This is a genomic window from Streptomyces sp. NPDC051976 (assembly GCF_040680795.1).
In the GTDB taxonomy this organism is placed as follows: Bacteria; Actinomycetota; Actinomycetes; order Streptomycetales; family Streptomycetaceae; genus Actinacidiphila.
In genome coordinates this window covers 15,279-31,369 of sequence record NZ_JBFAXL010000040.1, presented here as the reverse complement: position 1 = coordinate 31,369, position 16,091 = coordinate 15,279, and the positions used below count along the sequence as shown (strand labels likewise).

The following is a 16,091-nucleotide window of genomic DNA, read 5'->3' as shown; positions in this document are numbered from 1 at the left end:
TGCTGTCATCCTCAAAGAAATTGGACCGACCAGCGGGGAGGGGCGCTGGTGGAGATCCTCATACTGGGCCCGGTACGGTTGCGCATAAATGCACAACTTGTGGAGCTCGGATCTGACAAAGAGCGGACTATCCTTGCCGCTCTCGCCGTTGATGCCGGCCGTCCGGTATCGATCGAGAATCTGATCGTCCGCTTATGGGACGACGCGCCGCCTGATCATGCGCGTGACAGCGTCCACTCCTATATCTCCCGGCTGCGCGGCCGCCTGCGCCAAGCGGAACCTGACGCGCCGATCATCGACCGTCGCGCCCACACCTATGTCCTGCACGGCGCTGAGGAGCGCACCGACTGGCACCGGTTCCAGCAGCTGATGCGTTCGCGGCCCGTCGAGAACGACGCGGCGACGGTGCAGACTCTCCAGAACGCTGAGAGTCTCTGGCACGGCGAGCCTCTGGCGGGGCTCGGCGGGGCGTGGGCGGCCAGTACCCGCCACGCCATGCTGGAGCAGCGGTTGCGGTCGGCCGTGCTGCGGATCACCGCCACTATGCGCATGGGCAACTTCAGCGACGTCATCAGCGAGCTGTCGGGCCTGGCAGACCAGCGGCCGACCGACGAGACCGTGCAGAGCCTGCTGATGCTCGCCTACCACGGCAGCAATCGCTCGACCGAGGCACTGCACGTCCACCAGCGGCTACGGCAAACCCTGACAGTGGAATACGGCACCCGCCCGGGCACCGAGATCAGCCGCCTCCACCAGGGCATCCTCGCCCGCACCCCCGCAGCGGATCTCCTGCACATCCGCACCGCCAACAACGTCCCCGTCACCGCTGTGACCACCGTGATCACACCAAGGAATCTCCCGCACCAGCCTCCGCTGGTCGGACGCACCAGCGAACTGCGTGCCCTCACCGAAGAATCGGCCTTCAGCGAGACGGCGTCCGTCATCTCCCTGGAATCCGTGACCGGCATGGCCGGAGTAGGGAAGACCGCGCTGGCGGTACACACCGCCCACCGCCTGGCCGCCCGCTATCCCGACGCACAGCTCTACCTCAACCTTCGAGCCCACGCCGCCGGACAAGCGCCGCTCACTCCCACCGAGGCCCTCGCAGCACTCCTGCGCCTCCTGGGCGCCGCGGCCGACCAGATTCCCACCGACCTCGATGAGCAGACGTCCCTGTGGCGCCACATGCTCACCGGACGCAGGGCAGTGATCGTCCTGGACGACGCCGCCCACGCCAACCAGATTTCTCCCTTGGTGCCCGACAGCGCGTCGTGCCTTGTCATCATCACCAGCCGGCGCCACCTCGCCGGCATCCCGCACGCTAGGACCATCCCGCTCGACCAGATGCCCACACCTGACGCCATCGCGCTATTCCGCAGCTTCGCCGGACACCAGCGCACGGCGGACATCAGAGCCGTGCGCACCATCGTCCACCTCGTCGCCCGCCTGCCACTGGCTATCGAAGTGGTCGCCACCCGCTTCAAAGCACACACGTCGTGGACCTTGACCACCATGGCCGACCGCCTGTCCCGGGAGCCCGGACGACTGGCCGAACTGCACACCGCCGACAAGAGCGTCCAGCGGGCATTCGATCTGTCCTACCGAGCACTCGCCCCCCAGCAGCGCCGCGCCTTCCGCGTACTGAGCCTGCACCCCGGTGGTGACTTCACCGCAGCGGCTGCCGCGGCCATGCTCGACCTGCCCGGCCCCGACACCGAACAGGTCCTCGAGGAACTTCTGTCGTACCACCTGATCACCGAACCTACGGCAGACCGCTTTCGCTATCACGACCTGTTGCGCGAGTACGCCCGATCACTGGCGGCCGCAGACCACGACAGCAGCCATGCCCTGCACCGCATGATGGTCTACTACCACCGCACCGCGGCCGCCGCCGACCGTTGCGCCTACCCCCACCGCCTGCGCCCCGCCCCGCCTGTCCAGCAACCGCCGCACGAGCCGTTCATCGACCCGGCACAGGCAAAGGCGTGGCTCCAGGCCGAACGCGACAACCTCCTGGCCGCCATCGACCATGCGCACACCGCCCGCGACACCGAGCTGGCGGCACAACTTGCCTACAACCTGACAGGATTCCTCGAAGCAGACTGCCACTGGCAAGAAGCAGAAACCCTCCTGCAGCGCATCACTGCCCACTTGCATCACAGCCCCCCGCAAGACCCTGACTTCCCAGGCCTTGCCCAACTGGCCCTCAGCGCCGTTCAGTCGAGCACCGGCGCATACACCGAAGCCGCGGCCAACCTTCAGCACGTCCTGGCCTACTCGCGCTCGGCCCACCGGCGGCACATTGAAGCCGAGGCACTGCGCGTTGAGGGAATGCGACGGTGGCACCTGGGGGAGCACCACAACGCACTCGCTGCATTCCGCGGCTGCCTGCTGATCCACCAAGAAAACAAGGACTACTGGAATCAGGCGAGGGTGACCAACAACATTGCCGTCGTTAACCTTTTTCGTCAGCGTCCCGACGAGGCCATGAGGGACTTCCAAGCCGCGCTGGCAGGATTCGCGGCCACTGGCGACGAACTGTCGTCCGCGCGGATTCTCAACAATATGGGGGACATGTATCTGAGGAAGGGAGAACTCCATGCGGCCAAGCAGTCATTCGAGGACTCGCTCGCGTTCCTCACCGAGGTGGGCAACCGCTTCGACCAGGCGACAGCCCGCTCAGGCCTCGCAGACACCCTCACCGCAATGGGAAACCCGGCAGGCGCACTGACACTGTATGACCAGTCACTCCTGGAATTCACGTCACTCAACGACGACAAGAGTTGCGCCCAAACGCTCATCGGCCTGGGCGAGGCCCGCCACAAACTCGGTGACCCTGAGGAAGCCATACGTTGCCAGACCGAGGGCCTGCAGTTCGCCAACCGCATCGGTGCCCTGCCCCTCGTCGCGGAGGCCCACCTCAGGCTCGGCTACTATCACCGAACACGCGACTCCCTCGAACTAGCAGCCCAGCACTGGGTATCGGCGACGGATGCAGCAGCGCGCGCCCACGATGTCGAGCGAGTCATCGCCGCCCAAACCGCCCTGCTGACCCTGCAGGCCACCATCACGACCCGAGGCGACCTCACCACGCTGCCGAACGCAGCGCACGCTAGCCTGATGCGGCTCGATCCGGACGAGAGGGCAACAGTCAAGGAAAAGCTGCGCATATGCGCGAAAGACATCCAAAATACCTCGGGCTGATAGGCTCCAGGGTGCCGGGCGGTACCCGGTCCCGATGGTGAGGGCAAGTGAATTTGGGAGAAGATCGTTAGGTCAGTAGGATCTTGAGGGTGAACCTTCGTGGCCTACTACTGCTACGCCGCCCTGTTATGGTGGGCGTCTTTGCCGTCTGCGTGCTCGCAATCGGCCCAGTTGTGCAGGCGGCAACCCCGCCTGAGAATGTCATGTCCACGGGTGTGGCTGTCGTGGCAGGGATATCCGCAACTACTGACAGCGGGGGCGCGTTCATGATCCCCGCGCACTGCATCATGTTGCTTACGCCTGTCCGTGAGACGGGGGGTACGGTCTCCATCTAGGATCGCCGATTCAAACTGCCATTGCGGCTGGCGGTCTGCGAGCGCGGCACGAGGTGCCAGCGAGAATCCTATTTGGTCGAACACTACTAACTTTGTCTTTTTCGATTCTGGTGGCGGCTGGCCGCGCTGCTGCCATCAGACTCACCTCCGCTGAGGGCTGCACGCCGTACGCACCAGCGTCCCGCTGGCGAGCAATCCTCGAAAGCTGTGGATCACAGCCAGGGGGGCGCACCTTCCGGGTGATCGATTGAAGGTCATCGAGTGGGCCGATCGTTTCCGCGTCGGTCGGGAAGGTGCGCCCGTGCTCACCGTAGTCAACGCCGACGGGATCACCGACAACGATGCCGCGCTCATCGACGAGATCGTCGGTGGGGGCTGGTCGGATGCTGGCCGCCGCGCTGGAAGCCGAAGCCAACGCCTACCTGGCCGAGTTGGATGGCCCAGCAAGGGCAGCCCGACCATGCCGCGTTTGTGGACCGTGATCTGTCCGGCGTCCCACGTTGGCCTGATCTGCTCCTGCCAGGTGGTGCATGTCTGCGCCGAGTGGTGTATTAGGCGGCGGCAATCACCAGGTTGTTGGCAGATCCTGTTTCGGCATCGGGAGCGCTGTGGATCCGGTTTCCATGGAGGCACTGGCGGCCTTGGCCGGCGGTGCAGGCGGGGAGTTGGGCCGGGAGGCATGGGCGGCTCTCATCGCTCTCGTGCGGCGCCCTCGCAATCGTACAGGAGTCGATCATTCTGGACCGTCAGGCGGCGGCGAGTCGGAGCTGCTCCGCTTGGCCGACGCTCCTGGCGACCAGGCTGCTGCGGAAGCTCTCAGCGCGGCGCTTACACAGCGGGCGCGTTCTGACCCTGCTTTTGGGGTCGACCTTGCTCAGTGGGGCCAGCGGATTGCTCCGCTGACCGCAGAGTGGGGGGCAGTGCACAACAGCGTCAGCGGAGGGACCTTCCATGGTCCTGTGATCCAGACCCGGGACATATCAGGTCTGACCTTCAACGGCCCGTCAACTGCGGATGCGCAACCGCGGAATGACCCGCGGGAGGAGAACGGGACGTAGCAACCGCGCCCTGCCAGGCCCCCCGGCGGACGCCCGGTGCAAGATCCGGTCGCACACCAGGTGGTGATCGACCGATCTGGCGGTCAAATAAGAGGCCCATGGACGGCTTGTGGGAGAAGCACCCAAGAGAACCTCAGCTGCGGGGGGGCGTCAGAAGAGCGCATTCGGTAGATCAATATATGTTAAATCGGTCACATATTAGCTAGTGTGTCCTGTTGTTGGAGGGCGGTGACGGCGCGGCGGAGTTGTTCGAGTTTGGGTGGGAGGAGGTGGGCGGGGTCGTAGCGGTGGCGTCCGTCGGCGTAGCTGCGGAGCAGTCCGCGTAGTTCTAGTGGCATCCCGGCTGGCCGGGCGAAGCCGGGGCTGTCGGTGGTGGGTTGGCCGGAGTGGTTGGGGCGCAGCGAGACCCATAGTCGGCTGGTGCCGTGCGCGTTCTGCAGCAGTTGCTCGCGGACCGGGAGCCAGTCGGCCAGGGCCGCCAGCGACATCGCCGTGAGGGGGGCGTGCTCAGGCGTGGCTGGGGTGGCGCTGCCGTGCTGGGGCTGGCGGACCAGGCGAAGTGTCCGGCGGTGTAGGTCGAGGTCGGTGATGCGGCACTGGTGGAGTTCACCGGCCCGGGCTGCCGTGTCGAGGACGAGGGCGATCAGTGCGTTGAACCGGGCATGCCCGGCACTTCGTACCCGCCCGCACTGGTCAGTGACCTGTTTGCGCAGCGCGGCGACCGTTCCGGCGTGCGGTATCGCACGGGCTTCGACGGTGATCGTGCCGTTCGTGGCCGGGGAGTGGACTCCTTTGGCCTGGCGCAGGGCTTCCAGGCAGGACAGCCGTGCTGCGTTCGTTGCGAGGGAGGTGTGGGGGCGGTGTCCGTCGACCATCCGTGCGCGCAGGGCTCCGCTGGCCGCGAGTGTGACGTAGGAGTCGAGGACCTCCGGCTGCAGGAGACCGTGCAGGGACGTTTCGGAGCCGGCTGGCAATGCGCCGTTGTCCAGGGCTTGGGCTAGTTCGGAGCGAACCATGCCGAACTGGAACCTGCGAGACCGGCTCACTTGGAGTCGCTCCAGCACGGCGTCGAGTTCCAGGAGAGCGGGAAACGCCGGCACGGTCATACCCCCGATTCTTCACCAACAGGCCGTACGCCGTCATGGGACCGGGCTGCGGGGGACCAACCCCCGCTCGCGTGGGACGACTCGGGGCGCACCGCGGTGCGTAGGATTTAGCCTGGACCACCGCCGCTTGCGCGGCGTGGAACGCGGCCAAACGGTGCTGTATCCCGGCTCTACGTGGGCCTGCCCCCCGCGGGTGCGGGGAGCAGCAACCTCACCTTCTGCACCTACCGAACTACCGGCGAAGTCCGGGTCGCGAGGCGACGTTGGTCGTGAGCCAGCGGTGCGGAGTGCCAGCCCGACTTCGCGACAGGGCACGGTTGTGCAACCCCGGCTCCTGGCATCTGAGTGCCAGCGCTATGACGGCGGCCGGGCAGCAAGCGCACACCGGAGCCCAACGGGGACGTCTTGCTGGCATGCCCGTTTCTCGCATCCTTGCTGAAACAAGCATTGTCGTTTGACGAAACTGCAGGTCGATCAGTCCGCTCCCCGCGCCTGCGGGGATGAGCCCTCGCAGTCGCAGGGAGACCGGTGGGCAGTCGTCGTGCGTGCCCGGGAACAGAACGTCTCCGTTCGAGATGGTCACGCCCAATAGCCTCCAGCGCTAGAGGCGGGCCCTGCTGCAGCCTGACCCGGGAAACTGCCCCGGTCGGCGGGTGTGTCAGCGGTTGCGGACTCGCTTCGCGGCGTACATCTGCTCGGTGGTGGTGCGGAGGATCTCGTCGGCGCCGATGCCGCAGCTCGCCCAGCTGATGCCGAAGCTGACCCCGACCCGGAGGGCGCGGCCCTCGAAGCGGATTGGGGAGATGACGGCATTGCGCAGGTGTTTCATCATGTCCTGGGCTTGCCGGAGGCTGAGGCCGTCGGCGAGGACGGCGAATTCGTCGCCCCGCAGCCGGGCGACGGTGTCGCCGTCGCGGACGGCACTGGTGAGGCGGCGGGCGACCTCGATGAGGGCGGCGTCTCCGGTCCGTGTGCCGAACCGGTCGTTGATCGACTTGAAGGTGTCTAGGCCCAGGATGATGACGGCGAGCCCCTTCCGGCGCGCCGGGTGGTTCTCCTCGGGCGCGGCGGTGTGGACATGGGTGTCGTAGCCGATGGCGTCGAGCGGCGAGGCCAGTTCCTCGGGGCCGTAGCCGTAGCTGAAGGCGAACTCGTCGGGCCCTTCGGCCTCGGCGGCGAGCGCGGCGTCGCGGTCCTGGGGGCGGGCGCACAGCCGGGCGGAGAGCCGGGCGCGCAGCTCGGTGCTGTTGGGCAGGCCGGTGAGCGGATCGTGGCTGGCGCGGTGGGCGAGCTGCAACTCGCGGTTCTTGCGCTCCTCGATGTCCTCGACGTGGGTGAGCAGGTAGCGCGGCCCGTCGGGGTTGTCGGCGACGACGGAGTTGCGCAGCGAGGTCCACACGTAGGTGCCGTCCCTGCGGGCGAGTCGCAGTTCCGCGCGGCCGCCCTCGGCGGAGGTGCGCAGCAGCAGTCCGATGTGCTCGGGGTGGACCAGGTCGGAGAAGGAGTAGCGGCGCATCGTGGAGGCGGATCTGCCCAGCAGGCGGCAGAGCGCGTCGTTGGCGCGCAGCAGCTTGCCGTGCTGGTCGCCGCCCATCTCGGCGATGGCCATGCCGCTGGGCGCGTAGTCGAACGCCTGCCGGAAGCTCTCCTCGCTGGCCCGTAGCGTCGATTGGTCGCGTTCCAGGCGGACCAGGGCGTGCTGCATGTTGGCGCGCAGCCGGGTGTGGTGGATCGCGATCGCGGCATGGAGAGCGTAGGCCTCCAGGTTCTCCCGCTCCTTCGCCCCGAGGGCAGGGCCGTATGGAGGCAGGCCTAGGCACAGGACCCCCGCCAGCAGATGGCCGGGAAGGTTCAAGGGTTCGCCGGGAGGGTTCAGGGGAGCCAGCACACAGTTCGCCGGCATGGGAAGTTTCTGGGCGGGGTTGTCGGCACGGATATCCCTCTGTGGCAGCGTTTCGCCTGGATCAATCGGTCGCAGCAATAGGCCGAATGGTTCGCTGGCGGCCAGGCACTCCTCCCAGGCAGAGCGCGGGCTTACCTCGCCGGGGTCGATGGTCACGGGGTTGGTCGGGCCGGCGACGGCGGCGACAACGAGATCGCCGTCCGGCCGGACCAGATGAAGCTGACACGACAGCGCCCCCAGATGGAGGGCGCCCTCGGCGATGGCTTGCGACGCCTCGGCGAGGTTGTGTGCCCTGTGGAGGTCGTTCACTACCCTCTGAGCCGAGCCTCCCGCGTCGGTCGGGGCTCGGTATGCCGGGTTGCGGGTGAAGGCCGTCCTGCCGACCTGGTTGCGGTCCAGACTCTGCGGGTCAGGTCGGCCCTGCCGCCTGAGCAGGGACTGGACGTTGAGATAGACGGTCTCCAAGTCGAGCATTTCGGCGGCGTCGGGGACTCCGTCCTGGAGCAGTTTCACCAATGCGCCGGTGAAGGCGGTGTAGGGCTCGCCGGGAGGAGCCAGTGCCACCGCGGTTTCGGCGGCTGCGGCCAGGACGTACGTCCCTTCGACCTCGGCCAGATCGACGATGCTCGAGGATTGCGTTCCCATGGCACGGGCGCTGTAACAGCAGTCGAGCACGATGATCCGCCGAGCGGCGGGGCTCGACTCGACTGCACGCCGTACCCAGTCGTAGGGGACGGCGGTGTCGTAGACGGAGCGTTGATCACTGTCCTGCACAGCCAGGTGCAGAAACCCCTTGTTGTCGAGAAGGCCGTGGCCGGCGTAGTAGACGAGCAGGGTGTCCGTCGCCTCTTCCGCTGCCTGCCGGATCTCCTGTGACGCAACGCGTGGCGAGATCGGATCCAGCAGCTGCCTGCAGTGCCCCGGAGGCAGGTCCCACAGGCTGCCCGTCAGCAAGTCCGTGAGCGTGGACAGGTTGTTGGCCACTGAAGGCAGGTCGTCCAGACTGTCGAACCTGCTTGCCCCGACCAGCACCGCACGGGATGCCGCAGGCGACGGAAGTCCTGTCATGACGGCCGCTACGGCTGCTGGTCCAACAGGTGTTGCACCAGTTGTCGTACCTCTTCTGGCGACGCGTCGGAGATCGTCACCTTCACTCCGTCCGGCCGCTGCACCGTCACTGACGGCCGGTTGGGGCGGGTCAAGCGCCATTGGACGACCGCCACGGCCAGAGAGGCGGCGCTGAAACCGCTGCCGAGGACCAGGGAGACGATGTCGACAGCGGAGCCCTGCGCCCCCTGCTCAGGCGGATGAGCGGCGGACAGTTCTATACGGGCACTTCGCAGGATAGCGCGGTCGGCCCGCAGCCACTCACTGAGCGATCGTGCTTCCTCCTCAGCGGCTGTACCGCTGACGCCGAGCGTTAATTGCATGCTTCCCCCGGTCCGGATTCCTCGGTGTCACTCTAACGAGTTCGCGCCGCGCACGCGCGGGAACCGGTCCGCGTCGGAGAGGAGCCGCCAGGCTGGTCCATCACGCCGAAGAAACGCGGCAGGCTGCGGCTCGCACAGTGCCCGCCCCGCACTCGGCTGATGGTCCGAATCACCGGACGTGCTGTTCGGAGCGGCTAGTTGATGACCACCGAGTGCACGGCCATCGACCGGGCCGCGCTGTGCGCTTGAGCACGCACAATGGGCGTATGAGGCCGCTGCGGCGATTGCGTCGACGCAGGCGTCGTCGGCGAGCCAGCTCCGCGAGGCCGGAAGGACCTCGGCGGTCCTGGGGGTGAGGTTCAGCCGCAGTCTTCGTACTCCTCGTCCCATTCGTACGGGTCGCGGCCGGACCAGGTGGATAGGGCCGGTGTTGTGGTGAAACCCTGTCGTGTCCCAGGGCCCAGCGGAGTGATGCGGCGGGTGCGTCGGGGAGCGCTGCGGGGACGTTGCCGGCTGACTCGCGCACGACACTGTGATAGCCGACGGCTCGCTTGGGTGGTCGAGTGATCAGGGAGTCGGCCAACGGTCCGCGACCGTAACATGCGAGGCAACGGTCCGCGTTCAGCGAGCCCAGGAGCACTGTCAGTCGGTTGTGCGGATCCTGCGGGTGGGGCAGGGCAGCTGGCTCTATCGTGGTTGTCGCGCCGCAGATGGGGAGGGACCTATGGGCGGCGGGCATAGGGCCGATCGGGTGGGGACGGTACGTGGATCAGCAGTACGTCGTCGGTGTGCACGGCATCAAGCAGGGCAATGTCTCGCAAGCGAGACTGCACAGAGATTGGGACAGGGCACTTGCCCGCGGCGTCGATGCGTTGAGGAAGACAGCCAGTCCAGGGGCGGGCCCCCCCATTATGGCTCCCGTCCTTTCGGTGCCGCACTGGTCTCGGCTGCTATCGCGTGGGGTGAATCGGCTGGGGCCCGTCGATCGGCCATTGGACGACGCCGTGCCGTTCGACGCGGATGAGGAAGCCTTCGTCGTGGAGGCCATGGACGAACTCCTGCGACCCGAAGACCTCGCCTACGCACAGCAATTGGACCTCTCGACGCTCGGCCCCCCGAAGCTGTGGCCCGTCAGCGTCACCCGACGCGTTGTCGCCTACGACCGGCGTTCGCCGCAGGGAGTTGGTAGCAAGCTCGTCACGTTCCTGCGCGAGGTGCGCTACTACCTCAGGGAGCCGGGCCTCGCCGCCGAGGTGCGCAAGGTGGTGGGCGGCGCGTTCACCGACACGACCTCCGTCGTTATCGGCCACTCCCTGGGGAGCGTGATCGCCTACGACCTGCTGCGGGGGGAGCTGAGCGAAAGTACTTCGGCTGGCAACTCGATTCACACCTTCGTCACCTGCGGATCACCCCTCGGCATCGCCGCCATACGGCGGGCCATGGGCATTCCCGACCGGGAACTGCTCGCGATGCCAGCCGGGATCCGGTGGATCAACATCTTCGATCCGGACGACATCGTCACCGGGGCCGCAGGACTTTCCCTGACGGCACGCAACATCACTGACATCGAGGTGGACACCGGCAACTTCGACCCGCACAGTGCCCTGAAGTACCTGCGGACCGTGCCGGTGGCCCGTGCGGCTACCAACTGCTGGATATGAACGACTACCGCGCGCCGGTGACGTGCACGCGCCGGCTGGTGCTGATCGCCGTCGGCGACTACGAGGATGGCACGGCCAAGGACCAGGCGAGGTTTCGTGACGGCATTGCCGCCCAGGTCGCCGTAGTCGAGGACTGGTGGGCGGGCGCAGATCTGGAAGGCGAGCGGCGCTTCGCCGTCTGTGCTGCGCCCAAGCCCCTGCGCAGCGTCCACGACCTGCGGACCTTCCTGATCGACGAGGACCTTGCCGAGGCGTGCGACGATGAGGCGCTGGTCATCTATATCACCGGCCACGGCCTTGACCCTGGTTCGGGCCAGCACTTCCTGCGGCTGACGGACACCGACGAGGATCGGCCTTTGGGCACCGCGTTCCCGACGGCGGAGGTCATCGTCACAGCACTGGACTCCCGAGCCGGGCACGTCCTGGTCATGGTTGACTCGTGCTTCTCCGGACTGCTCAAGCAGGAACTGGGGAAGAGCCTCAAGGCATTGGGGCCCGAGCGCCGGGCGTTGCTGTCGCTGGTCGTACTCACCGCAGGCCACGATGAGAGCAGGCCGCGCGTTGGCGCGTTCGCATCGTTGCTAGCCGCCATTCGCGCCCACTGCGAGGATGAGGCCAACGGCTTTGCCCGTCCTCACCTGAACTGGGAGGAGTGGCTTGCCATCGCGGGGAGGGTATGGGACAGCAGCACCATGGCCAATGCCCAACGGATTTGGCCTGACCACTCCCTGACTCAGTACCAGGCCGATCAGGAACCGAGCCCATGCCTGCCCAACCCGGGCTACCGGGACACGCCTCTGGTCGAGGACGCCCGGGCCCAGGTCGGATGGAGCCGGGCCGACTTTGACGGACACTGGGTTGCTCGGGCCACCGGTCAGATGTCGCCGCAGGACACGGGTTGGTACTTCACCGGCCGCGCCGACCTCATCCGGCGCATGATCGGCTTCCTCAACGGAGACGGCGGCGCGCTGATCGTCACCGGGCAGGCTGGGTCAGGTAAATCCGCTCTCCTCGCCCGGCTGGTCACCCTCAGTGATCCGCGTTTCTGCGCCGACGAAGTCTACCGACCCGTCCTGGAGCGCATACCGCAGGAACTGCAAGTCCCGCAGGCCGCGGTCGACGCGGCGGTCCTCGCGCGCAACACCGATTCCCAGGAGCTGTCCGCTGCTCTGTACGAAGCCCTCACCGGCGCCACCGCTGCCCCCGGCCTGGACATCATCCCAATGCTGCGGGCTGAGGCACTCGAGATCGCCCGCCGTTTGTCGCGACCGCTCATGCTGGTTGTGGACGGGATCGACGAAGCCAGAACCCCCCGGCGGATCATTACCGACGTCCTACGGCCGCTGGCTGATCTGCGAACTGATGGCGGGCGAGCGGTGCGACTCGTTCTGGGCATCCGCAGCTCCCTCGACCGCGAGGACACCAGTAACTCGCCCGAGGCCGCGGACAACAGCCTCGTGTCCTTGCTGCAGCGTGCCACAAATGCTGGCCCGCTGCTGCGCACTGACGACAGCACAGCCCGTCAAGATGTCGCCGCCTACGCCGCTGCGCTGCTGCGCGCCGAACCTGACGGCGGCACACGTCTCCTGAGCCGGAGCGATGCCGACGTCAGGCGCATCGCGGCGGTCGTGGCTGAGGAAGTGTCGCCGTCCTTCCTTGAGGCACGCCTTGCCGTTCAGCAACTGCACAGCCAGTACTTCCTCCCGGACTCCGGTGGGCACGTGTGGCGGCGGCGGCTTCGGCAGGGCGCTCAGGAGCTCTTGCGGCAGGATCTGCTCGATGTCGCCGAGCACACCGCGCAGCGCGTCGAGGACCTGCTTGCCGTACTGCGGGCGACCGCCTTCGCGCAAGGCGCGGGACTTGCCTGGGGCGAGGTGTGGCCTGCAGCCGTGCGCGCTGTGGCCATGACCGCGGGCGGCGCTGCACGCGGCGACATCGATGGTGAGGCGCTGATCGGCTACGTGCGCGACAGCAGACTGATCGGCTACCTCACCACTGCCGTCGAAGACGGCAGGACTGTCTATCGCCCCGTCCACGAGCGCATCAGCGAGGCCTTGCGAGCGGAGCCTGAGGTCCTTATGTCGGCGCAGGCCGACGACGCCGAGGATGACATCTACGAGGCGTACGAGACATACGACTCTGATGACTCCATCTTCTTGTTTGGCCGCCCGGCTGAACCGGGCCCGGACGAGAGCGACGTCAAGGGTGTCCATGCTGCGCTGGCCAGAGCATTCGCCGCGCTGCTGGAGGACGCACCCGACCGGACCCCCCACCCCTACCTCCGCCGTCATCTGATCGCCCACGCTGCCATCGGGGGCGTGCTGGACGATAGGCACATTCCTGCGTCGTTCCTGCCCTTCGAAGCCCGAGGTGATGTCCGTAGCCGCCTCGGGCTGCCGCCCGACCTCACCGCTGGCCGGCAGCGGCTCGCCGCATGGGCCCGTATCGAACCCTTCTTCGCCGATGCGCCGCCCTCAACACGCTCCGACAGCCTAGCTCTGGCACAAACCCGCGGCAGTGCTTCGCCCCCTCCCGGCCAGGCGGTGAGTCGACCATCGGGCTTGGAGCCGCTATGGAACCTGCTCGACTTGCCTGCGAACATCCTGGGCAGCACCACCAGCGACATCTACCAGCTGGTTGCCTTCCATACCTCAGATGGAGCTGTCGCCTTGGCGGCGGGAGACGCTGGGGGGACGGTCACCATGTGGGACCCGGTTGCGGGAACCCAGTTCGGACTTCCCTTCTCAGGGCTGGGCCGTCATCTGCGCGCGATGACCGCGACCGCTATCGGTTGGGGGACCGATCCCGTCCTCGCCGTGGGCAGCGACGCGGGCTTGTGGCTCTGCGATCCCCAGACGGGTGCCACTGGTCGTGAACTGGGCGACGGGGTACGGGCCTTGGCCGGCTTCACAGCTCCCGATGGCTCAGCACGCCTCGCCGTCGGCACGTCCTCGGCCTTGCTGGTATTCGACCCCCGCACTCATGAAGTTTGCGGGGAATGGGCAGGGGACGAGACGTCAAGCCCACGGCATTCCAGTGGCATGCAGCGCCGGGACCCAGTAGTCAATGCACTGGCGGCGATCCCCCTGCCCGACGGTCGCACCCTGCTCGCTGTGGGCCGGGAGAGCAATTACGTGCAGCTGCTGGACGCCGAGACACTCCAGCCCATCGGCGTTCTACACGGCCAGGGCCGGGGCGTATCCGCCCTTCACGCCTTCACCCACCACGATGGCGAAGTCCGACTGGTGACCGCTTCTCGTTCCCTCGCCCGCGTGCGGATCTGGGACCCTCTCACGTGCACCGAAGTAGACAGTGCCAGGCCCATCCGTGAACCGGCCGCCGCCATCACCAGCTACCAGGGGAGGAACGACCAAACCCTGCTCGTCACCGGAAGCAGCCGCGACGGATCCATCAAAGTCTGGGATGCCCGCGACGGTGGCCTGGAGTATCAGCTGCCCGCAGAGCACACCAAGAGGGTACGCGGCCTGGCCGTCTTTGACGGGCCAGCATGGGTGCCCATTGTCGCCTCCGGATCGTTTGACCGCACCGTCCGACTGTGGAACCCCGCCGACTTCCCTGCAGATCATCGAGCGGATGGCCGCACTCGTGCGGTAGGTGAAAGCAGCATGCGGTCGGCGGTGCCCGCGACGTCGCACCTGGCGGTACTGCCCGGACCCTCCCAATCTCCCGCACTGATCACAGCGGGCAGCAACGGACAACTCGACCTACGTTCCGCAAGCACAGGCGAGGTCCTCCGCACGTTCACCGACGCAACAGACAACCATGGCACGCAGGTGACAGCGCTGGCCCTTCCCCCGACATGGCCCACACCCGACGTCCCCGTCATCGTCGGATACAGCGACGGCCGCGTGCTGAAGGTTTCCCAGGACGGTCGGACGCAGGAGCTACCCGGACGTGAGTGGCGCAGCGGACGAGCACGCGCCCTGGCGTTTATATCTCACGCCGATCCTGAACAAACCGTCCTGGTAGCGGGATTCAGCAGCTCGCTGGTGGCTTACAGGGCGTTCGGTAACCGGCGCGATGCCACGCTTGCTGTCCCTGCCGACGGGTATGCCGACGGACCCGTGCGGGCTCTTGCGGTACTGCCGCAGTCCCACGGGCCGCTGCTAGCCGTGGCAACGCATGCTGTCCGGCTCCAACGCCCTGGGTACGATCCGCACACGAGGCTGCCCCAACGCATCAAGGGCATCACGACACTGGCCTGCTTCACCCCTTCCCCAGGCGAGGAACCCCTGCTGGCCACCGGCGGCGCCGACGGTACGGTGCGACTGTGGGACCCGCAGGCCCCCCGGCGCGAGGCGTACCCGCCGCTGACAGGACATCGCGGCCGCGTCACGGCCATCGCTACCCTCAACACCCGGGAACTGGCACACCCACTATTGGTAACAGCGTCCTCCGACGACACCACCATTCGGCTCTGGCACCATGAGACGGGAGAGGAAGTGCTGCGCCTGGTTACCGCAGCACCCGTGACATCATTGGCCGTCTTCCCGCCGCGCTCCCCGTCCGATACCACGGCGCCGCTCATCGCCTTCGGCAGCCTCAGAGGTCTGGCCGCAGTCACCGTGCACCTGTGAGGCATGCGCATTTCCCTCAAACAGCCTTGCCTGGCAGCAGCTCGCGCTTCCGCTCCGGCAGTTCCGGCTGGGCGATTGTTACGGGGCCGTCCACAACACCGGAGCGGTCGGTTCAGGGACTACCTGTCAACGGACGCGCCCAAGACGAACAGCGGCAGCAACAACCACGCCTCAGACGCGCAGGCGGTTTCGCGGCTTCTCCTCCGCTGCCATGAGGGCAGCACCGCGCTGACCGCCGCGCCGAACTGCTCCAGCGCCGTGCTCAGGCCGGGTGCTCCGGCGGCCTCCCTCCTCGGATGACTGCTTTGATTACCGAAGGTGGTCGCGCGGATACTGACGTTCGGGGGCCTCAGCAGTGGCACGGCGGCGGTCGCCAGGCCGGCGAGGTCCGTGGTCAGTCCGGCCCTCGCGCTCTTCGCTGCGGTTCGATCCTGGGCCGTGATCTGGCTGGCGCCAGCGCGAGTTGGTCCCGCAGCCCGGACACCGCGCGGCCTCGCACCGCCGTCAATGTGGGCCCAATCGCCTGCAGCCAGACCTCGGTACCTACAACTCGTACCTGTCGAATTCTGGTACCCCGACCAGCGACTTCGACGGCATCAACTCGGGTGTCACCGGAAGTCGTCGGCATCGTTCCTCTGCCTGCGGCAAGCGCTGACCGTGGCGGTGGCCGTGCATGTCGCAAAGTGTTCGTCTGCCGCAGAGCCTGCGCATGCGCGCTTCGCCGTCGGAGAAGGAAACGGGAAACACTATCGATCGCCTTGTCCGTCCGGAGGGATCTGCCGCACTCTTTCGTGCA

Annotated in this window: 6 protein-coding genes and 1 pseudogene; 3 read left to right on the top strand and 4 right to left on the bottom strand. The window is 67.0% G+C overall.

All coding sequences use genetic code 11. From position 1 onward, the window contains the following. The first annotated feature begins 48 nt into the window (after window positions 1–48). On the top strand, window positions 49–3,204 hold the full coding sequence (locus AB0M29_RS31150; RefSeq protein ID WP_365388706.1) for a BTAD domain-containing putative transcriptional regulator: 3,156 nt from the start codon (window positions 49–51) through the stop codon (window positions 3,202–3,204). Window positions 3,205–4,788: 1,584 nt separating this feature from the next. Here the strand turns inward: AB0M29_RS31150 and AB0M29_RS31145 are convergent. The 4 genes and pseudogenes from AB0M29_RS31145 to AB0M29_RS31130 form a co-directional block, all read right to left on the bottom strand. After that, a complete protein-coding gene (locus tag AB0M29_RS31145; RefSeq protein WP_365388704.1) occupies window positions 4,789–5,703 on the bottom strand; it encodes a hypothetical protein in 915 nt (304 codons plus the stop codon). A 658-nt stretch (window positions 5,704–6,361) separates the two neighbouring features. Then, complete coding sequence (locus AB0M29_RS31140; protein WP_365388795.1) at window positions 6,362–7,915, bottom strand: diguanylate cyclase; 1,554 nt, start codon at window positions 7,913–7,915, stop codon at window positions 6,362–6,364. Window positions 7,916–8,041: 126 nt separating this feature from the next. Continuing rightward, window positions 8,042–8,674, bottom strand: a pseudogene (locus AB0M29_RS31135) (caspase family protein); the annotation flags it as partial. Window positions 8,675–8,682: 8 nt separating this feature from the next. Beyond that, on the bottom strand, window positions 8,683–9,036 hold the full coding sequence (locus AB0M29_RS31130; protein WP_365388703.1) for a hypothetical protein: 354 nt from the start codon (window positions 9,034–9,036) through the stop codon (window positions 8,683–8,685). A 992-nt stretch (window positions 9,037–10,028) separates the two neighbouring features. Between AB0M29_RS31130 and AB0M29_RS31125 the strand changes: the two genes are divergently transcribed. Both AB0M29_RS31125 and AB0M29_RS31120 read left to right on the top strand, forming a co-directional pair. Continuing rightward, the gene (locus AB0M29_RS31125) at window positions 10,029–10,697 is read left to right on the top strand and encodes a hypothetical protein (RefSeq protein ID WP_365388701.1); all 669 of its coding nucleotides are present in this window, start codon (window positions 10,029–10,031) and stop codon (window positions 10,695–10,697) included. Beyond that, entirely contained in the window at window positions 10,694–15,295 is a 4,602-nt protein-coding gene (locus tag AB0M29_RS31120) for an AAA family ATPase (protein ID WP_365388699.1), read from the top strand. The genes AB0M29_RS31125 and AB0M29_RS31120 overlap by 4 nt, the downstream gene beginning before the upstream one ends. Window positions 15,296–16,091: the final 796 nt, after the last annotated feature.

Coding starts and splice junctions, on each gene's coding strand:
- AB0M29_RS31120 (WP_365388699.1), top strand. CDS start 10,694: ATGAACGACTACCGCGCGCCGGTGACGTGCACGCGCCGGCTGGTGCTG.
- AB0M29_RS31130 (WP_365388703.1), bottom strand. CDS start 9,036: ATGCAATTAACGCTCGGCGTCAGCGGTACAGCCGCTGAGGAGGAAGCA.
- AB0M29_RS31145 (WP_365388704.1), bottom strand. CDS start 5,703: ATGACCGTGCCGGCGTTTCCCGCTCTCCTGGAACTCGACGCCGTGCTG.